This is a genomic window from Acetobacter zythi (assembly GCF_963921165.1).
Taxonomy (GTDB): Bacteria; Pseudomonadota; Alphaproteobacteria; order Acetobacterales; family Acetobacteraceae; genus Acetobacter.
Map to the genome: position 1 here is coordinate 70270 of NZ_CAWUEO010000002.1, position 21691 is coordinate 91960.

Consider the following 21691-nt stretch of genomic DNA (forward strand, 5'->3'; position numbering starts at 1 on the left):
CCTACTCCTTGCCCGGCATTGGGGCGCAGCCGGAACCGTCAGGGATAAAAGCGGGCAGGTCAAACGCCACCACAGCCCCTCCCTCTGCCCCATTGCGCACAGCAAACTGCCCCCCATGGTCGGACACGGTGCCGTAGCAGATGGCAAGCCCGAGACCTGTTCCTTTTCCCACAGGTTTGGTGGTAAAAAACGGATCAAAAATGTGCTGCGCCACATCGGGCGCAATACCGCTGCCGTTATCGGCAATCTGGACACGCACCCGTGCGCCATCCCGCCGGGCCGTAATGCACAGAACGGGGCGTGGAACATCTTCCATGGCATCCAGCGCATTCTGCACCAGATTCATAATAACCTGCTGCATCCGGCCTGCATGGCCTTCCACCTCCAGAGGTTCCTCCACATCCATGCGGGTTTCGACCATACGGTCCGCACTCGCCAGCACCCATTCCAGCCCTGTGCGCACTACGGCGGCCATGTCAAACACCGCACCCGCACTCCGCTTATCTGAGGAAAAGCGGCGCAGATCGGCTACAATATCCCTCACGCGCTCAGCACCTTCCACAATGCCGTCCAGCGTTCCATCCAATTCGGAGATAACCATATCCACCCGCAGGGCCTTGCGCTCGCGCTCGAACTGGGCCGCGCCGGGGTGCGCATGAATATGTGCAAGGTAGGCGACTAGCCGGGGGATAAACCGCTTGAGCGTATAGGCATTGCCATACACGAACGAGATCGGGTTGTTCAGCTCATGCGCAACCCCAGCGACCAGCCGCCCGAGGGATGCCATTTTTTCCGCCTGCACCAGTTGCACATGGGCGGCTTTAAGGTTCCGGTGCGCCTGATCCAGCTCGGAGTATGCGCGCCTGACCTCGCCCAGCGGCCGCCCCAGCAGCACAATCCCGGAAAGACGCTGCCGCCGGTCGTAGAGCAACGTGCCATTAACCGCGAACGGGAGCGCGCCAGAACGGGTGGAAAACTGGAATTCCCTATCTTCCAGCCCTTCCCGGCGGGTCATGCAACCTGCAACGTCCCCCGCCTTCAAGCCGGAAGATGGCGCAATCAGCGCTTCCAGACGCAGGCCCACAATGCTCTGGCCCTCCGGTGCAAACAGCTTTTCCGCTGCGGCGTTGGTGCGCACAATGCGTAATGCCGTATCGCACGCGACCAGCACATCGGACATGGATTCAAACACACTGGCCATAAAGGCGTGGGCTTCCTGCAAGGCGGCGTTGTTACGCTCCAGCTCCACCTGCTGGCCAATAAGCTGGCCCCATGTTTCTTCCATTTTGCCAATAACGTTCAGCCAGATCTGCTCCCCCTTCGCAGAGGTGTGGATGCCCTCGGGCTGTGGTGCCTTTCCTGTCAGCATTCAAGGCACCTCCTGAGCTATCAGAGCGAACGTCCCAACATTATAACACAGCCCCAAGCAGCGACCACCCACAGAAAACGTGTCAAATTTTGGAAACAAAGCATTTATATTATTGTTATTTATTAATTCACACCTGCCCTGCTATTCAAATCAGGACAATGCACACCCGATCAGCCTGATTTTTGGAGACATTTTGCATGACCCGCGCATCCCTTCTGTTTACAGCAGCCTCAGCCATGCTCGCGCTGAGCACGATTAACCCTGCATCCGCCCAGACCGTTACCGATGCGGCCCAGATCAAATCTGGCACCTATGTGGTTGAACCCGCCCATACGCAGATCGGCTTTTCTGTTCTGCACTTTGGGTTTACCAATTATTTTGGCGCTTTTTCCAATGCATCTGGCGCGCTGGAACTCAATGCACAATCCCCAGCCTCGTCCAGATTGTCCGTAACCATTCCGGTGGCCTCCGTGCAGACCACCAGTTCCAAACTAACGGATGAACTCAAAAGCCCACAGTGGTTTGATGCAGCAAAGTTCCCGAACGCAACATTTGTTTCGACCAGCGTTAAAATGGTTGGTCAGAATGATGCAACCATCAACGGCAACCTGACCCTGCACGGCGTAACCAAACCCGTTACCCTGACTGTACACTTTGTGGGTGCAGGCGTTAACCCTATGGATAAAAAATACACAACCGGTTTTGATGCCACAGGCACCATCAACCGCAGTGACTTCGGGATCAAAACCTACGTGCCTTACGTAAGTGATACCGTGACCCTGCGTATTTCTGGCGCGTTTGAAAAGCAGGATTAACCTTTTTATCCAGCACCCACATGGCATTCCTGCTCTTTGGAGCATTCTGGCCGCCATGTGGGCCTGCCCCAGCGCCTCTTTTTTGCTTAAACACAATAAATTCAGCATCACACCAACTGAATATATGATCGAATTCGCAACAAATAAACGCATAATCGGCTGATACGCCAGTTCAGCACAAAATATCTTCCATAATATCATTTATTGAAAATATGAAAAACAGAGCGATATTTATTATCGCCCCCCAATGCAGCTCTGTTCTGCCTCTTTTTCTCTTCCCAATTCCGAAAACGGGCCTGTTCCGCACATATCTGCTACGCGCATAGCACGAATTATACTGAATGATTGATATATATCATTGCTTGTGCTGTATTTAGGGTTGAATCATGGCCATCAACGCTAGGGCGTTATGGTTGTAGACCAACAGGTTTCTCAAACCCACAGGATTGTTCTGGCGGACTCCATGCCAGAACAATTGATTATTGAGGCACCAGCCCAGCCCGACACAGCTGAACAGGATAATACCCGTCTATGAACACTGCTCCCCTGCCTGGTGAGATTGATTTTACAAACCTTCCTGACCTGGCGGCTCTGGGGCAAACGCTTTTCAAGCAAGTTCCGATAGGGACGGTTATCGTACGTCTGTCCGATAGCCAGATTATCCTGCGCAACCCAGCCTTCCGCCGCATTGCGGACGACAAGATAGCCACCATGTCCGGGCTGATAGAAAGCAGTTGTGTAGACCCCAAACAGCAGGAACTGCTCCGCGCCCAGATCAGGCAGGCCAAAAGCCGGGCAGACCGGGAAGAAACCAGCGAACTGCCCGAGCTTGTTCTGGACCTTAAAGGTGCTGACGGCAAAATACGCATTGTGCAGCACTATGCGCTCATGTTCCACAAGATGGGTATTGCTGTTGGCATTTTCCGCGATATTTCGGACATAAAACGCAAATATCGCGCACTCCAGAAAGACGCCTTTACGGACGAGCTGACAGGCGTTGGCAACAGGCGGGGCCTGATGGAACGCTGGAGTGAGGAAATAGAGGATGACCCGGCCCAGACCATTGGGTTCCTCATGATCGATCTTGATCAGTTCAAACCGATTAACGATACCTACGGCCACGCCACGGGGGACAACGTGTTACGCAGTCTGGCCCGCAGGCTGCGCAAAAGTGTGCGCAAAAGTGACTATGTTGTGCGGTTGGGCGGGGACGAATTTGGTATTCTGCTCCCTGATATTGAGAGCAGAACCATGCTGGACACAATCAGCAACAAACTACTTGCGGCCCTGCGCCGCCCTGTGGTGATCGACAACCTCAAACTCGCCCTGTCAGGCAGCATTGGCGGGGGGCTTTACCCTGATGATGGCAAGGACCTTGCCGCGATCATGGTCCATGCCGACCACTCCATGTACAGCACAAAAAAGAACATTCCCGCCAGAAAACGCTCCAAAAAACACCCGGTGACCGTCAAAGCTCCAGCGGCGTAAAATCTACCCCCGGCATACGGACCAGCGTATTCCACCGGCCTTGCCCAGCCCCCCCTACTCAGACCGGAACAACAGCCTGAGCAGGGCAAGCCTGCTATTCCTCATGTTCCGAAGGATGCAGAACATGGGGAAATGCGGAAGTGCTGAAAAACGCGATCAGAATACCGCAAAGAGCAACCACAAGAGCCAGCGGGGTCAGCACCGCAAAGCCGCCATGGGTCAGCACCACACCACCAGCGGCAGAACCAAGCAGAATGCCCGCATTGCTGGCGGCGTTAATGGCGGCCCCGGCCACATCCGCCCGTGTTGCACGCGCACGGATTGCACCGGACATAACAAACGGAATAATGGCTGAATAGCCAATGCACCACAGGCCCACAGCCCCAACGGACATCCACCCCGACAGGATGCGCCCATACAAAAGCCCCATACCAACCAGTATGGCCATGCCACTGGCCAACATGCCAGCAGCGGGGCGGCGGTCCACAATCTGCCCCGCTCCCCACAGCCCCAGAATGCTCAAAGCCCCCGTAAGCAACAAAGCAACGCTTAGCGCGCCACTGGACAGGCCGTGGTCAAGCAGGAGCGGCGTAACGTAGGTGTAAAGCAGGTTATGCGCAAAAAAGAACACCGCATCCACCGCCACCACAATCAGGAACGTGCGCATGACCTTGCGCGAGGTAATGCTGGGCAGGCTCTCCTTAACATGCACGGTAGAGGACACGGGCGGTAGAAAGAAGGCAATGCAGAGCGTAAGCACAACGGCAATACCCGTCATGATGTACATAGCCACACGCCAGCTTGCCAGATGCCCGACCGCCGCCGTGCCCGGCACGCCCAAAATGGCGCCAAGCGATGTACCGCCATACACGAACGAGATCGCCCGCCCGGTCATTCTGGGCGGCACAAGGCGCGCTGCGTAAGCGGAAACAATGGACATAAGCAGAGCGTGGGCCAACCCGCCAATAAGACGGCCGACACACAACAGCACAAAGGTGGGAGCCATAGCCACCACCAGATTGGACACCACATACCCAGAGAGGGAAACAAGCATAAGCCGCTTGCGGTCAATATGGGCGGTCATAATGGTCAGGGGAACTGCGCCCAGTGTGACCATAAGCGCAAAGGCGCTCACGGCCAGCCCTGCCTCGCCTTCCTGTATATGGAAGCTACGCGCCATTTCGATCAGTATACCGACCGGCGCGACTTCGCTGGTCAGCGCCGTAAAGGTGCAGGCAAACAAAGCCCAAAGCCCTACGCTGGCTCCGGGGGGAAGATTTTTGAAAAGCATGATACCCTGTTTGAATACAGAAATACGGATTTATACCGCGTCTTCAAAGCCCTTCTGGCACTCCTTGCGCCAAAACGGAATAGGCCGTTTTGTATAAACACAAGGTCGCGTAACTTTTTCTTATATTCCAGTATTTTATAAAAATATAACCACCCCGGCACACGTTGTTCTCTTGCGCATCAGAAGCATCCATGGCCGCAGAAACAACCGTAATCTAGCGCCTTCGCTCTGGTGCAGCCCCACGTAAGGCAACAGGATGGTGCAATATTATTTGGCGGATTTACTGGTGTTTTACCCGGTATAACGGGCCAGAAAAGGTGCTGTCACGCTTTGTTGTGTATGGGCGACATCATACGGCCTGCCTTGGGCCACAATATGCCCACCCCGGCTGCCTGCTCCCGGTCCCATATCAATAACCCAGTCGCTGCGTGCAACAAGGCGCATATCATGCTCCGCAACCAGCACGGTATTACCCGCCTGCACCAGTTCATGCAGATGGTCCATCAGCCTGTCTGCATCAAACGGGTGCAGGCCAGTGGTTGGTTCATCCAGCACGTAGAGCGTATGGCCCCGCCGTTGTTTTTGTAACTCCGTTGCCAGCTTGATCCGCTGGGCCTCCCCGCCGGAAAGTTCGGTCGCAGGTTGGCCCAGTGTCAGGTGCCCCAGCCCTCCACGCTGCAACGTAGCCAGAATTTGTGCAGGACCGGCATCCTTGGCCAGAAAAAGGCAGGCTTCATCAACCGTCATGGCCAATAGCTCAGCAATGGAGCGGCCACGATACGTGACTTCCAGCACCTCCGGTCTGTAACGCGCACCGTGGCATGTGGGGCATGGCGCGTAAACACTGGGCAGGAACAGCAGTTCCACCATGGTCGCCCCGGCTCCCTCGCAGGTAGGGCAACGCCCTTTGGGCAGATTGAACGAAAAATACCCTGCGTCGTAGCCCCGTTTTTGGGCCAGTTCGGTTCTGGCATACAGTTTACGGATTGTATCAAACAGGCCCGTATAGGTTGCCAGATTGGAGCGTGGCGTGCGGCCTATGGGCTTTTGATCAATAACCACCAGACGTTTGATGTGCTCCAGCCCCGCAGTAATACTGCCCTCCGGCTCCCCGGTGGCAATGCTCATCAGAGGGTCTTCCCCCTCTTCCTCGGTTGCAACCGGGGCCTGCCCCAAGGCTTTGGCCACAACGCTGGTCAGCACCTGACTGACAAGGGAGGACTTGCCCGAACCGGATACCCCCGTAACCGCAGCCAGAACCCCAAGGGGAAAAGAGGCCGAAAGATTATCCAGATTATTCCATGTCATATGCTGCAGGCGCAGCCATGCCACAGGCGTTCTGGGCGTATGGGGCACCGCAGCAGGAGCGGCAAACACATAATCGCGCGTGTGGGAGGCGGCAACATTCTCCAGCCCGGCAAGGGGGCCGGAATACAGGACCTCCCCCCCACGGGTGCCCGCCTGCGGCCCAACATCCACCACCCACCGGGCATGGCGGATAATATCCAGATTATGCTCGACAAGGAAAAGAGAGTTCCCCGCACAGCGCAACCGCTCCAATGCAGCAAGCAGGGCCTGTGTATCTGCCGGGTGCAAGCCTGCGGAGGGTTCATCCAGCACATAAACCACGCCAAACAGGTTGGAATGGATTTGTGTGCCAAGGCGCAAACGCTGGTATTCTCCGGGGGAGAGGGTCTGCACGCCTCGGTCCATTTGCAGGTAGCCAAGCCCGAGGGCTTCCAGCACGCCAATTCTGGCGGCCATATCCTCCACAATCCGCCCGGCGGCAATGGCTGTTGCACCACCCCCCTGCCCCGCGCCCACGGCGTTACGCAATGTTGCTGCTATGACCTCCAGCGGCAGGGCGCTCATGGCGGCAATTGTGTAGCCGCCAAAGGTCACGCGCAGAGCATCCGCATTCAGCCGCTGGCCATGGCAGGACGGGCAGACCGTGGTGGTCATGAACGCTTCTACCCGGCGGCGCATCATAGCACTTTGCGACTTGGCAAAAGTTTGCACAATATAGCGCCGCGCTCCCGTAAACGTACCCTGATACGCAGGCTCCACGCCCTGAGCCATGGCCTGCACAACCTGTGCATGGGTCAGGCCGGGATAAACCGGATAGGTTGGGGTTTCTTCGGTAAAAAGTATCCAGTCCCGTGTTTTTCTGGGCAGGTCGCGCCAGGGTTTATCAACATCAACCCCCTTGGTGATCAGGATATCACGCAGGTTCTGCCCCTGCCACGCAGTAGGCCATGACGCCACAGCACGCTCGCGAATGGAGCGTGAGGGGTCCGGCACCATGCTTTCTTCCGTTACGTCGTGAATACGGCCCAACCCATGGCAGCGTTTGCACGTCCCCATGGGCGTGTTGGGGGAGAAAGATTCCGCCTCCAGCCGCGCAAGCCCCGCAGGATACACACCTGCGCGGGAGTAAAGCATACGCAAAAGGTTGGACAGTGTTGTGATACTCCCAACCGAAGACCGGCCAGAACTACCACCGCGCTGTTGCTGGAGCGCTATGGCAGGGGGAAGCCCGTCTACTGCATCCACATCGGGAACGGGCATCTGCTGGAACAGACGGCGGGCATAGGGCGAGACGGATTCCAGATAACGGCGCTGTGCCTCTGCATACAACGTGCCAAACGCCAGCGAGGACTTGCCCGACCCCGAAAGCCCCGTAAACACAACCAGACTGTCGCGTGGAATATCCAGACTGACATTTTTCAGATTATGTTCGCGCGCGCCATGCACATGAACAAAGCCATCATCCCCACTCCGGCCTGTTTTATTGACTTTGTTCATGCTGTTCAGCCTACCTCTGCTATAGTGTTTTCAGGCCTTGAGTTCCGGGTCCCTGAACCGGCGGTTGGCGAGCACGGGCAGCGCGGCACGGGTTGCGCGCATGCGCTCCATATCCACCGTGGCAAAAAGCAGGTCGGGGCTACTCCCCGCGCGGGCAACGGCAACGCCCATAGGGTCCACCAGCATGCTGCACCCTATGTTGCGTGGGCCACATTCCCCCACGGCGGCAACGTAACAGGTGTTTTCCAATGCCCTTGCAGTCACCATGACCTCCCAGTGCCACTCCTTAGCGGGGCCACGCACCCATGCGGCAGGCACACTCAGCAGGTCTGCCCCACGCACCACAAGGGAACGTGCGACCTCGGGAAAGCGCACATCGTAACAGGTCATCAATCCCACCCGCACGTCCCCCACCTGCACAATGGGGGGGAGTTCCGTGCCCGGCACATAGTCGTTTGATTCCTTCATGTTAAAGGCGTCATACAGATGTAGCTTGCGGTAGCAGGCCACAAGCCCGCTGGCATTGAGCACAATCTGGCAATTATGGGTCAGCGCAGGGATGGCCGGGGTAGCAATACAGCAGATCACGCTCAGGTCCTTACCCGCCAGCGCATGGACCAGCCCGGTAACAAATGGCCCATCAAGCTGTTGCGCAGTACGCACGGTAATGCCGGGATCATGCATATCTGCTGCAATAATGCTCTCTGGCAGAATGAGCAGCCGTGCTCCTTCTGCCGCTGCACGCTCAATAAGGGACACACATTGGTCAAGATTGACACGCCATTGTGGCGCTACGGCAAACTGTCCTAGAGCGATTTTCATCCGGGCAATCCTTACAGGCAAAAACCATCTGGCGTGGGCTGGGGAACGCACCCCCTCCGGCTTTTTACGACACTGAAGCACTCAGGCGCAAAATCAAACCCCTGACACCCGGCACCTTAACATGCCCCCTGTGCATACATGCCGGGGGCGGTCGTTATTCATCATCAAACCATCATACTTTATTCTAAGCCATCTGGGATAATGAACACGCCCTGTTTATGCCAACAAAAGGTCCATGCCATGCGCCAGCGTGTTCTTGCTCTTTGTGCCGCAACACTCTGCGCGCTCGCGCCCGCTGTGCCACAAACCGCGCTGGCAAACCCTGCCATGCTGCCTGATGGAAGGCCCGTGCTCCCCCCTCCACCAGCCCCCGGCTCGCACGCGCAGGAGGCGGATATGCAGGCGTTTGCAAACACGCGCGCACTCAGGGGCAGCAACCGCTGGCAACTGGCCCATAACGATGCGGACCTGCACCCGCAGCGCGTGATTGGTGATTTTTCCTGTGCTGCCGGGTTCGCACTCAGTGCGGACAAACTACCGGCCCTGCTTGGCCTGCTGAACACATTGGCCGAACCCCTAGAACAGCGCGTGACGGAGGAAAAAAACTTCTGGCACAGAACGCGCCCTTTTGTGGGCACCAATCAGGACATCTGCACCCCCGATAAACGCGCCAAACTGACGGACAGCTTTGCCTACCCCTCCGGCCATACAACATGGGGGTGGCTGGCGGCATCCATTCTGGCAAGCGCCCTGCCCGAACGCGCCACCGAAATTATGCAGCGTGGTCGCATTTTTGGAGAAAGCCGCATTGTATGCGGTGTGCATTGGAAGAGCGATGTGCAAGCGGGATACATGAACGGAAGCGCCATGTTTGCAGCATTGCAGGCGCAACCCTGGTTTATGAAAAAAATGGCAGATGTTCGTAGCGAATTAAAAACCCTACAAAGCCACCCAACCCCACCCGATGCCACAACCTGCGCTACGGAGCATGAAGCCGCGGCAGACACGTTCTAGCGTGTTTGCTGCGCCCATAAGCCTGTTAAACCCTTGTTTCCGATCAACCGGATTGAAAACGGGGCGGGCCATACCCACCCCGTGCCGCTTTTACCAGCTATAGCCTATCGTCGCCTGAGCGTTGCGGCGTTCGCCAAAAAAGCAGTATCCGCCTACACCACCATCGGCATAACAGTTGCCAATATAGTTTTTGTCAAAAAGGTTCCGAACGTTAGCAGACACCTTCCACCCATGGAGTGAACTGGAAACGTTGGACAGGTCGTAAGAGATGGACGCATCAAACAATGCGTATTGCGGCAGCCATACGCTCCCTGTTTCCAGTTCACCGCCATATGTCTTGGCCGTGTAGCGCATACCGCCCCCAAAACCAAAGCCCTTCAGCTTGCCAGAAGGCATGGTGTAAAAGGCGAACAAAGACGCATTGCCCTTGGACGACTGTTGCAGCGGCTTGCCTGTTGAATCGTCCTTGATTTTTTGAATACTGACGGCCGCAGTCAGCATAAGATTCCGAAATGGCTCAGCGTGCGCTTCAAATTCAAAGCCATCGGAATGCACCAGCCCACTTTCCGTGTTGGTCTCCATGGTTGGGGGAATGGGAACAAGCACATGGCTCTGTTCAATATGGAAGCCAGCAACAGTCAGCAAAAGCGATGTGCCGGGGAGCTGATATTTCAGCCCACCTTCAAGCTGTTTCCCCACAGATGGCGATGGCTGGCGGGTAACACCAGGAACGGACGTGGCTACAGCACCGACCTGCGGCTGAAAAGAGGTGGAGTAGCTGATGTAAGGCGCAAGCCCAAAGTCGAAATGGTACAGGCCAGAAGCACGCCACGTAATCTGGCTGACGTTCTGCGTATCATTCGACGGCGCAATATAGGCCACCTGATGCGAATGGTACCAGTCATTCCGCAGGCTTCCGGTCAGCACAAAACGCCGCCAGCGCAGTTCGTCCTGAGCATAAACCCCGATCTGCTGTGAATTGACCTTGTAATCAATAGCTGGGTCCATGCTGGGGATAGCCATATTATAATTGGGATGCAGCACGTCCATATCCGGAGCGGTTCCCATACTTTCGTTATCTTTTGTTTTTTGCTGCATATAGTCAAACCCAACCATAAGCGTGTGCTGCACTGCCCCCGTATGGACATGCCCCTTGAACTGGCTGTCAAAAGCCAGATCATGGGCATGCTCGTATGCACCATAGGAAGAACGGCCAAGCATGGTGCCGCTGGTCTGGTCGGGGCTATTATAATAGCCATTGTTGAGCACACTGCGATACGATGTCATGACATCATCGTATCGACCGCGCGTGCTAAAGCTCCAGTCCTTGTTAAACCGATGGTTCAGGATATACGTAATCCCGCCCTGCCGACGATTATATTTTTCAAAAGAGGCGTCTCCATCATAAAAGTTACGAGGAAGATACCCAAATGTTCCGCGTTTGAGAGAACCCACCAGCGGCGCACCACCATAGGAGCCGTTTTCGGGGTCATACTGGTAATTGCCCAGCAGGGTCAGGGTTGTCGGTCCGTCCCCCCCAAACGTAAAAGCGGGACTAATACTAAAACGCCTGCTACCCGTTCTGGCCAACTGGGTATGCTGCCCATTAACCGTGCCATACAGGCGGTAGCGCACAAGACCATCGTCCGTTGCAAAGCCGCCCACGTCCGCATCGACCCGGTAGAGGTCAAACATGCCGCCTGTTGTATCCACACTGCCATAAAACTTCTGCTCTGTTGGCAGCTTGCTTGATAGGGCAGTCAGCCCCCCCGGGCTGGACTGCCCATAGAGAGCAGAGGCCGGGCCTTTAAGCAGTTCCACCCGCTCCAGGCGCGAGGTATCGGTCTGGGGCACGGCAAAGCCCACTGGGCTGGCCTGTACTTTCAGCCCGTCCAAAAAGGTTGGCACGGTAAAACCACGCACATCAAACAGGTCATAACGCGTGCCTTCCCCCCCACGGGTATCGGCGGTCACACCTGCTGCATAACGCACAGCCTGATTGAGCGTTAAAACGCCGCGTGTGTCCATTTCGTCACGCGTGATCACGGTTACGGACTGTGCCGTCTCGACCAGTGGCGTGTTCATTTTTGTCGCGGAGGATGCCATGACCGAGGACCGGCCGTGGCCACGCACTTCAACCAGTTCGTCCTGCACAACGCGGGCTTTGGTTTTGTTGGTTGCAGTACGGGCTGGCGGAACTGCCTGAGATTGCTGGTGTTTATCTGCCTGCGTATCCTGATCCGCAGCAAATGCCGCATCGCTTAGAACAAACGAGACAAAAACCGTATAAAAAAGTTTGCTGCGCTTCATACCCAACCCGTTTCGTTACCGGCTTCTCCTATCAGAGGGCAGCTACTCGGTATCCTTGTTAATAATGAGACTTAATTGCGCTCCTATCCAGTTTCCTAACACTCAGCAACCCGCCACGCCCGCATTGGCCCAAACGCGACACTATTCCGCCTGAACGCCAAAACCCGATTGCCCATGACTGGCAATCGGGTCCAACGCCTTATGCAAGGCTGATTGTGTTTGATGGAAAAATGCCGACAAACCGTCTTATGTTACGGCCTGCCCCACACCCTTTTTACGAACGTGGGGTGGGTAGGGAATTCACACGCAATGTGCTGGGGGCGACACCAAAAGTCCGATGGAACATGGTGCTGAAGCTGCCAGCATTGTCATACCCCAGATCAAACGCGACTTCGGCAATGGACTGCCCTGTTGCAAGTCTGGAGGCGGCTTCCACAACCCTGACCCTGCGCCGCCATGCGGCAAAGCCCATACCCATTTCCTGTTGAAAAAGACGCGTAAACGTCCGGCGGGCCATACCTGCTTCCCGCGCCCAATAATCAATATCGCGGCAATCACCCGGCTGGGCTGTAATGGCTTCACAAACACGGCGCAACCGATGGTCCGATGGAAAAAGCAGCCGGTCTGCAATACGTGGTGCGCGGGCAATTTCGTCCACCAGCAGCCGGGCTATGGCGGACATGCGATCATCCATATCAAAATTGAATGTCATTGCCACAATTTCATCCACCAACCCCCGCACGAGCGAGGATGCATCGAACATCTTGCATGGCAGGGCGTCTGTTCCAGCCAGACTGGAATCAACATAAACAACCTGAAAAGCTAGATCCGTCCGGCATGTTGCCTGATGAACAACCTTGGCAGGGAGCCAGATTGCCTGCCCCGGACCAAGCACAAAACTCTCGTTTTGCGTGTTGACGGTTACACTCCCCGCCAGAAAAACAGACAGTTGCGCCCGCTCATGGGCATGGAACGCATCCACAAACCCACCTGTATAACAATCGGAAAACCCTACAACTGGAGGAGGATGCCGCGGAAAATCGGCAGTGCGTTTCATACTGTTCTAATCCAGTCCATTTTTTACAAAACCACCCAATGGACTGCCTTCAGGCTAGCCGGAGATCCATTATTTCAGATATCGAGGCACGATATCAAGCCTGTTCTGATTTATACGAACAATAGCCAGCCATGGCAAAATGAACCCTGAGTAAGCCAACAATTTATGGCAGACGGTCCGCGCCAGCGCCGTTTTTGCGGGGCCTGTCGGCACAGGCGGCTATTGAACTTGTGGGGGCTGCAACGTCTGCCGTTGCGTGGGCTTACACTGACTCTATACTCTATCAAGCGCCCTGACCTGCCCGACTGAGCACGCGGATTGACGTTTGAAGATAAGCCTGCCGAAAGCCGGTTGCGCCTGACCTTTATACCTGAAGGCAACACCGGTTAGCCCAGAAACAACCACTTAAATTGGAAACAGAATAAAATTATTATTTATGTCAATTCTGACAAACACCCATCAAGAACTATCATTTCAATACCTCTGAATAGAGGGTTGGGTTTATTCACCTCATGGGCACACATAGTCGTGATATGCGCATGGGCTATATCGTCCATGCCACAAAAATGGTCTAGGTTGAGCAGAAATGTCTATATTCCTTTATATATAGACAAGCCCGCTTGCCCATTCCTGTATCCGACCGCAAGGACCATCATCCCATGAGCCCGTATCGCACTCTTAATCCAACCTCTGGCAAAACAGAAAAAGTTTTTGACCTTCATGCCACGGATGTCATGATCAGAAAGCTGGAACAAGCCCATGATTTTTGGAAAAATGACTGGCGCCACCGCTCCATAACCGAGCGCAGCGCCCTGCTCAATAAAGTAGCGGATAATCTTCGGACCAATAAAGAGCAGCATGCCCGCCTTATTTCCATAGAAATGGGTAAGGTTCTATCTGAAGCAATCTGGGAAATTGAACTTTCGGCGGATATTCTATCCTACTATGCCAAGATGGCGGAAACATTCCTCAAACCGCGTGACCTCCCCGTTGCACAGGGCAAAGCGCGGGTTCTGAGCGAACCGCTGGGGGTCATTTACTGCGTAGAACCATGGAATTTTCCATATTATCAGCTTGCGCGTGTTGCCGCCCCCAATCTGATGGCTGGCAATGTTGTTATGGTTAAGCATGCGCCGGGGGTTCCCCAGTGTGCGCTTGCTTTTGAAGCACTGTTCCAAAATGCCGGGCTGCCTGAAGGCGCATATACCAATCTGTTTATTACCAATGATCAGTCCGAGCTTTTAATTGGCCGACCTGAAGTGCGCGGTGTCGCCCTAACGGGCAGTGAGCGCGCAGGCAGTGCGGTTGCAGCTCAGGCTGGGCATCATCTCAAAAAAAGCACGATGGAACTCGGTGGGTCAGACGCATTTATCGTGCTGGATGATGCTGATCTGGATGTTGTCGTCCCCCGTGCTGCGGCCGCAAGAATGGGAAACAATGGGCAGGTCTGTACAGCCGCCAAGCGCATGATTGTCCACCATTCCTTAGCCGATGAGTTCATATCCAGACTAAAGACTGCAACACAGGCTTTTCAATATGGAGACCCGTTGGAACAAGGGGTAACCCATGGCCCAATGAGCAGCGAAACTGCCATGAAACATGCGATCTCGCAGGTTGAAAAAGCCGTAACCCACGGGGCAAAACTAGTTTGCGGTGGCAGGCAGATTGCTCGGGAAGGTTTTTTTATGCAAGCCGCAATCCTTACCAATATTACAAAAGACAACCCTATTTATTATGAAGAAATTTTTGGCCCCGTTGCTGCTGTCTATTCTGTGCAAAGTGACGAGGAAGCTATTGCCCTTGCCAATGACTCACCCTATGGGCTGGGCGGTTCCATCCATACAAACGACGAACAGCGCGGCTACCAGCTTGCCTTAAAAATTGATACTGGCATGGTTTTTATAAACGACATTACCGGCACAGCACCGGACCTGCCATTTGGCGGCATAAAAAATTCAGGATTTGGCCGGGAGCTTTCAGAATTTGGCATTGAAGAGTTTCTTAATCGAAAACTCATTCATATGCCCTGATCGCACATTACCCGAAATTTCCCCTTACTCTCTGATACCCACCATATCAGGTATCAGAGAGTATCTGTGCAGCACGTTGAATAATTATATTTCCATCAAGAACGCGCCCCCATGCATGCTGGGGGCCTGAACTCTAATATTTAAGATTATGGGCATGAGAGCAAGGGCCACCCGCCTATGCTCTCATGCGCCCTTACGACCAGCCCCGCATAAATGTCCACATGGTTTTATTTTCAAAAATCTCTAAATAAATACTCCAGAAACAAAATAAACTAATATTTATTAAGCTGCTGAAGCGTATCCGATGGTGTTTGCAGACCTGAATACTGCATGACACCAAATGTCATCGTCGCATCTGGCGTGGGCAGATCTTGCTGCCGCCAGCCTCCCCCCAGAGCGCGGATCAGCCCGACTGTGCTTTGCAAGGCGCGGGCCTGCACCTGCACCCGGTCAATCCGTGCATCCAGCGTGTTGACCTGAGCAATCAACGCATCAAGGTAATTGTCAGCACCACCTTTATACAAAGTCATGGTCAGGGTCTGGGCTTTTTTCGCCGTTCCTACCGCCTGCCCCAAACGCTCGGTTTCCGCCCGCAACCGGTTGGTCATGGAAAACCCGTTCTCAACATCGGCAAAGGCGGAAAGCACGGTCATTCGGTAATGATCCAGCGTTTCGCGGTAGATGGACCATGAATGCTGCAACTGGGCACGACGCAACCCGCCTTCAAACAGAGGCATGGAAACAGATGCTCCGTAAGACCACATGCTGTTGGCCAGATTGGCCAGATTGAAGCCATTGGAATCAAACCCGCCATTGGCGCTAAAAAACACGTGCGGATAAAACGCCGCACGGGCAATGCCAATAGCCCGGTTTGCCTGTGCCATACGCCTTTCCGATGCGGCAATATCGGGTCTGCGTTCCAGCAGGTCAGACGGCAGACCCGCAGGAACATCAGGTTCTGCATTGCTCAGATCATCCACCGGCTGAATATGAAAGGTGGAGGGCTGCTCATTGACCAGCACGGCAATACCGTGTTCCAGCACGTCCCGCTGGGCCTGCACATCCAGCAGGCGGGCCTGTGTCATGTAAAGCTGGTTCTGCGCGCGGGCAACATCAATGCCGGTGGCGTTCTGGTTATCCAGCCGTGTCTGGGTAACGTGTAACGCCTGCTGATAATAGGCAATGGACTGGGTATAAATAGCGTGCTGGGCATCCAGCCCCCGCAGGGCAAAGTAATCCGTTGCCAGTTCCGCCTGCAAGCTCAGCCGTGCGGCCGCATAGTCTGCCGCCTGTTCCTGAGCATAGTATTTCTGCACCCTTACCCGGTTACGAATACCAGACCAGATATCCGGCTCCCAGCTTGCAAGGCCGGAATAGAACTCATCCGTTGCTGTAATGGGGCCTTTGTAGCGGAACAGCCTGTCTGCCGAACTTTTGTTGTCGCTTGAGCCAAACGCCATGCCAAAATGCGGCAAAAGGTCGGAGCGCGCCTCCATGACAATAGCACGGGATTGCGAAAAACGCTCCGCAGCAGCCTGAAGGTCAGCATTGTTGGCGAGCGCTTCGTGCTCAAGCCCGTTGAGCACGGTATCATCAAACAGGGTCCACCAGTCTGGTTTTAACGCCACGGAACTGGGGGCTGCATCCTTAAAAGGCCCCTGCCCGTGCCATGAGACCGGAACAACATAATGTGGCGGCGCATAACGGGGGGCCAGATCGCACGCACTCAGCGCACTCAGGGAGAGCAGCAGACCCGCCCGCGCCGCCAGAGCACGCACAGGCAGGGGACGAAAATATGCCGATATCTGTTTCATTCGTCATCATCCCCTTTTGTTTCTGCTGTTGCGTTGGGTGTGCTGAGGTAGCCCTGCTCCGGCTCCACGGGCCTGACCTTTCCCCCCTCCATCAGATCGGCGGGCGGGTTATTGATAATCCGGTCATCTGGGGCAAGCCCGGCACTGACCTCCGTATAGGCATCTGACATGCGACCCACGGTTATGTTCTGGTAATGCGTAATCTGCTGCGCATTGACCGTGGCAACCTGCATACCGTGTTCCTGAAACACCAGTGCGCCGGTGGGAATGGTATAAACCCCCTTGCTGGCAGGGGCTGTCAGGGTGACTGACGCAAAGCTGCCCGGCCATAGTTTTTGTTCCGCATTGTCGATTGAAAACTCCGTAATGACCGTCCGGGTATTCGGGTCAAACCCTTTAGCAATAGTCAGGAACTTTGCTTCGAACACGGTATTGGGGAACTGAGGAACGGAAACCTTTGCCACCAGTCCGGGCTGGAGGATGGAGGAAAATGTTTCCGGCACGGATACAAACAGACGCATGGCATGGGTGTCCGCTACGGTAAACAGCTCGCTGGCTGTGCCGTTTGCGTTCATGCTGCCGCTCCCGGCCCCTACATAATCCCCCACGTTGATGTTACGCGCTATGACCACGCCATCAAACGGTGCTTCAATGCTCTTGAAGTGGATCATGGCCTGATACTGGGCCACCTTGTGTTCAGCGGCTTCAAGCTCTGCCTTGGCGGACTGCTCATTGGCGTTCTGCACGGAAACAGACTGGCCAGATACGGCCTGCGACTGGCCCATGGCCCGCCAGCGTGTGGCTGTTATGGCAGCAAGGCCGTATTTGGTCTGCGCCACCTTCAGGTCCGCCTGCGCCTGTGCGTATTCCGCATCCAGCCGGGGCGTATTGATTTCGGCCAGCAGATCTCCCTTTTTGACGACTGCGCCGTAATCCCGGTACCACATTTTCACATAGCCAGAGACCTGCGCATACATGGGGGCTTCGTACCATGCGCTGATTGTACCCGGTAAAGACATGGTCACCGTTGGGGGTGCGGGCGTGGGCTTGACCAGCGCAACATCAGGCACCCGGTCATAGGCGGCATCCTGCTGGATGCGCACGGTATTATGGGCGCGCTGGACCAGCAGATACGCAATATCCGCCATCATGACAGCCGCGAAGAAAATAATGACAATTCTGCCTTTGCTGGCAACAAACATCAGACAGTCTCCTGCTGGTTAGCGGCATCCGTGCTGGATGGCCGGGCCGGACGATGGTGGAAAATTGCATAAACACAGGGGACAAAAAGCAGGGTGGAAACCGTAGCCACAACCAGCCCGCCAATAACCGCCTTACCGAGTGGCGCATTCTGGGAATTACTGATGGCCATTGGCACCATGCCGATGATCATGGCCGAAGCGGTCATAATAACCGGACGGATACGGCCAATACCGGCTTCAATCGCGGCAGTCGCGGCGCTGCGGTGCATGGCAAAGCGCTCCTTGGCGAAGGACACAACCAGAATGGAATTGGCCGTGGCTGTTCCCATGCACATGATCGCACCTGTTAGCGCAGGCACGGAAAGGCGCGTATGGGTCAGGAACAGGCTCCATGCAATGCCCGCCAAAGCCCCCGGCAATGCCGAGATGATAATGAAAGGATCAATCCAGGACTGGAAGTTGATCACAATCAGCATGTAAATCAGCAGGACCGACACAACGAGACCGGCAATAAGCTCCACATATGCGCTGTGCATGGTGGTGGCCTGCCCGCGGATGTCCACCGCCACACCACGTGGCAGATCGCTTTGTGTTGCGGCAATTTCCTGCTTGACCTGGCTTAGCACAGAGCCAAGGTCGGTAAACTCTGTGGAAACATAAATATCTATATCAGGCATGGAGTTATAATGAGACACCTGCCCCGGCGTGCCGATGGGGGTAATGGTGCTGATGCTACCCAGCAACTGCATATCCTTGCCTTCGGGGTCATTATCCCCCTTATCCACCGGAATGGTCAGCAGGTTATTGTAATGTGTTAGCTGGTCCTGAGAGACATAGACATTGAGCGGGAAAGTAATGCCGGTTTTGGGGTCAAGCCAGTATTGTGGATCCACGGTCTGACTGCCCGAGAGAGTCATGAGTTCGTTACTGGCAATATCCCCTTCTGTCATGCCCGTAGCCTGACCAAATGTGCGGTTCCCCTGCACAAACAGCGTTGGCGTGGCCATGGTCTGCTGGATTGTCGTATCCACCGCACCGGGTATGTGCCGCAGGCGGTTCACCAGCAGGCGGGCATAGCGGTAATTATCCCGAATATTCGGACCGGATACCTGAATATCGACCGGAGCGGGGGAGCCAAAGTTAAGGATTTTTTCCGTCAGATCCGCAGGCTGGAACGTAAAGACCGTGCCGGGAAAACTGGCCGAAAGCTCACGCCGCAGCAGAGCGCGCACATCCCATACGGGGGAAAGCTCGTTCTTGAGCGTAATGCTCAGATCGCAATCCTGCGTGCCTATTGTGGGTGTTGGAATGAACGCCTGATTATGCGGGCCTTCCGGCAGACCGCAGTTGTTGATAACCCCTTCCACCTGACCGGGCAGAAGCTGCTCGATACGGTCATCCACCAGACTGGCTATGCGCCCTGTGGTTTCAATCCGGGTGCCAAGCGGCACGCGCATATGCATCTGCAATGCACCGGATTTAACCTCGGGAAAGAAGTCCTGCCCCACCACCGCAAACAGGGCGAGGGAAAGAACAGACACCCCCAAAAACACAGCCACAAACCTGTAACGCCGGGTTACCACACGTTCCAGCACCCGCCCGTAACGGAGCTTGAAGGCATGGAAAGCATGCTCAAACCTGTTCTGGAACCGGCCAAAAACACCCTTGGGCAAGGCTTCATGCTCATCCCCATGCAAACCGGGATGCACCTGCCCTGCCAGCAGATATTTGGCCATGGTCGGCACCAGTGTACGCGACAGGATGAACGACGCCAGCATGGCAAAAACAATGGCTTCGGCCATGGGCATGAACAGCCACCCCGCAACACCACTCAGGCGGAACAGCGGGGTCCACACAATGCAGATGCACAAGGTGGCAACCAGCGTGGGAATAACAATCTGGTTGGCAGCATCAATAATCGCTGTTTCCAGATCCTTGCCCATTTCCAGATGGGTATCGATATTCTCGATCATGACGGTCGCATCGTCCACCAGAATACCAACCGCCAGAGCAAGGCCCCCCAGTGTCATGACGTTAATGGTCTGACCAGCCCATAGCAGGCAGATAATGGCGGCCAGAATGCACAGGGGAATGGACGTGGCGATAATAATGGTGGAGCGCCACGAGCCAAGGAACAGCAGCACAACCAGACCAGTCAGCACTGCGGCAGTCAGCATTTCGCGCACGACGTCACGGATGGCGTCTTTCACAAAAACCGATGCATCATTCAGGACCGAAATATGCACATCCGGCGGCACAAGCTGCTGGATACGCGGCAACAGCTCCTTGGTTCTGGAAACAACATCCAGCGTTGAGGCATCACCACTTTTCATAACAATGACCTCAACACCCTGCTTGCCCTTTACAAGCACGAGGTTGGTCTGCGGGTGGCCGCCACGGTACACGTTGGCAACGTCATGCACATAAATGACCGAATTCCCCACGCGCTTGACGGGAATATCCCCCAGTTCCTGCATGGAGCGCGGGGTGGCGTTGGTCTGAACCATCCAGTCCGTGCGGTCTATTTTCTGATCCCCGGCGGGCAAAACAATGTTCTGCTTGCGCAGGGCGTTCTGCACGTCCATGGCGGAAAGATGGTGTGCCTGAAGCTGCGTCTGATTGAGCGCAACCATAATAAAACTGTCCATCCCCCCATATGCCTGCGGCAGAACCGAGCCTGGCACGGTCACAAGAATGGGGCGGATGCGCGTCATTGCGATCTTGAACAGGTCCGATGGGGTCTGCTTGTCCGATGTGACCTGCAAGGCCAGAACCGGCACCGAGGACGCATCCAGCCGCATGACCATGGGAGCAGGAATATTGTCTGGCAGCTGCTTGATAACAGTCTGGGAGATCGCCGTAACTTCGGCTTCCGCCTCACCAATATCCGTTCCGGGTTGGAAGTAGATATTGACGATGCTGCGACCGTAATACGAACTGCTCTCCATGTGTTCTATACCCTCCACGGTGGAGGTCACGGCCAGTTCGTAATTATAGGTTATGCGTCCGGCAAACTCCTCTGGCAGCATGCCGCCATATGTCCACACAACAGACACGACAGGCAGCTTGATGTTGGGAAACACGTCGGTTGGCGCACGCAGTACGGACATGACGCCAAATGCGAGAATGAGCAGAGAAAGGACCACAAAAGTATAGGGCCGTTTCAATGCGGTTATGACGATAGCATTCATGCGTTCCCAGTTCTCAATGGTTTGTGGTTGGGATTGGCCTGAAGCTAGAAATTTTTTATTCAAAAATCTGTTAGAAAAAATTTTATTGATGTAAAAACAAAATTAATATGTACGCATCACCTTAAAATAGAATAAAAATAATTTCATGAATATATAGTATATGTTCATCTGTTTTCTTGTTTTATATCCATAACACGCTAGGCAGAACGCTGTCCCTAATAGAGACAGTGAAACACCCGCTCTGCTGCTTTCCAGACAAACCCTTGTATCCGATTGAACAGACGGGATTAACAGTATTTGGCGCGATAAATGGCAAACCTAGTATGAAGCCAAACCGCCCCAGAATCTTTGCCCTGACGTAACAACCGTATTCACAAGCTGATGGGTAATAATGGCCTTAGGGCACTTTGCCATTGCGCGATGCGAGGATCTGGTGGAATGTGTATAGGCAAGATACTGGGCATAATCCAGTGTAAGGCCAAT

General features: G+C 54.9%; 13 protein-coding genes. 4 read left to right on the plus strand and 9 right to left on the minus strand.

Annotated elements, in window-relative coordinates:
• Position 1: 1 nt before the first annotated feature.
• Positions 2–1369, minus strand: coding sequence for a sensor histidine kinase (locus tag AABE20_RS03930; protein WP_338331945.1), 1368 nt, complete (start codon positions 1367–1369; stop codon positions 2–4).
• Positions 1370–1566: 197 nt separating this feature from the next.
• On the opposite strand from AABE20_RS03930, the gene AABE20_RS03935 reads away from it, so the two are divergent.
• Positions 1567–2184: a YceI family protein gene (locus AABE20_RS03935; protein WP_338331946.1), complete on the plus strand. Its 618-nt coding sequence runs from the start codon at positions 1567–1569 to the stop codon at positions 2182–2184.
• Between the two features lie 531 nt (positions 2185–2715).
• Positions 2716–3672 carry a diguanylate cyclase domain-containing protein gene (locus AABE20_RS03940; RefSeq protein WP_338331947.1) on the plus strand — a complete coding sequence of 319 codons (957 nt, stop codon included), beginning with the start codon at positions 2716–2718 and terminating at the stop codon, positions 3670–3672.
• Positions 3673–3766: 94 nt separating this feature from the next.
• Here the strand turns inward: AABE20_RS03940 and AABE20_RS03945 are convergent, their stop codons facing one another.
• The 3 genes from AABE20_RS03945 to AABE20_RS03955 form a co-directional block, all read right to left on the minus strand.
• Entirely contained in the window at positions 3767–4963 is a 1197-nt protein-coding gene (locus AABE20_RS03945; protein WP_338331948.1) for an MFS transporter, read from the minus strand.
• A 291-nt stretch (positions 4964–5254) separates the two neighbouring features.
• Positions 5255–7768, minus strand: coding sequence for an excinuclease ABC subunit UvrA (locus AABE20_RS03950; RefSeq protein ID WP_338331949.1), 2514 nt, complete (start codon positions 7766–7768; stop codon positions 5255–5257).
• A gap of 30 nt (positions 7769–7798) precedes the next feature.
• Positions 7799–8590, minus strand: coding sequence for a deaminated glutathione amidase (locus AABE20_RS03955; protein ID WP_338331950.1), 792 nt, complete (start codon positions 8588–8590; stop codon positions 7799–7801).
• A gap of 240 nt (positions 8591–8830) precedes the next feature.
• Here AABE20_RS03955 and AABE20_RS03960 point away from each other — a divergent pair, with 240 nt between their 5' ends.
• Positions 8831–9604 carry an acid phosphatase gene (locus AABE20_RS03960; RefSeq protein ID WP_338331951.1) on the plus strand — a complete coding sequence of 258 codons (774 nt, stop codon included), beginning with the start codon at positions 8831–8833 and terminating at the stop codon, positions 9602–9604.
• A 90-nt stretch (positions 9605–9694) separates the two neighbouring features.
• Here the strand turns inward: AABE20_RS03960 and AABE20_RS03965 are convergent, their stop codons facing one another.
• A complete protein-coding gene (locus AABE20_RS03965) occupies positions 9695–11914 on the minus strand; it encodes a TonB-dependent siderophore receptor (RefSeq protein ID WP_338331952.1) in 2220 nt (739 codons plus the stop codon).
• 274 nt (positions 11915–12188) lie between these two features.
• Entirely contained in the window at positions 12189–12971 is a 783-nt protein-coding gene (locus AABE20_RS03970; RefSeq protein ID WP_338331953.1) for an AraC family transcriptional regulator, read from the minus strand.
• Between the two features lie 659 nt (positions 12972–13630).
• Here AABE20_RS03970 and AABE20_RS03975 point away from each other — a divergent pair.
• Positions 13631–15001: an NAD-dependent succinate-semialdehyde dehydrogenase gene (locus tag AABE20_RS03975; protein ID WP_338331954.1), complete on the plus strand. Its 1371-nt coding sequence runs from the start codon at positions 13631–13633 to the stop codon at positions 14999–15001.
• Positions 15002–15273: 272 nt separating this feature from the next.
• On the opposite strand, the gene AABE20_RS03980 is transcribed toward AABE20_RS03975, so the two are convergent.
• The 3 genes from AABE20_RS03980 to AABE20_RS03990 are packed head-to-tail and all read right to left on the minus strand — an operon-like array spanning position 15274 to position 21208.
• Positions 15274–16815, minus strand: coding sequence for an efflux transporter outer membrane subunit (locus tag AABE20_RS03980; RefSeq protein WP_338331955.1), 1542 nt, complete (start codon positions 16813–16815; stop codon positions 15274–15276).
• On the minus strand, positions 16812–18017 hold the full coding sequence (locus AABE20_RS03985; protein WP_338331956.1) for an efflux RND transporter periplasmic adaptor subunit: 1206 nt from the start codon (positions 18015–18017) through the stop codon (positions 16812–16814). The genes AABE20_RS03980 and AABE20_RS03985 overlap by 4 nt, the downstream gene beginning before the upstream one ends.
• Entirely contained in the window at positions 18017–21208 is a 3192-nt protein-coding gene (locus AABE20_RS03990; RefSeq protein WP_338331957.1) for an efflux RND transporter permease subunit, read from the minus strand. Before AABE20_RS03990 ends, AABE20_RS03985 begins: the two co-directional genes overlap by 1 nt.
• Between the last annotated feature and the right edge of the window lie 483 nt (positions 21209–21691).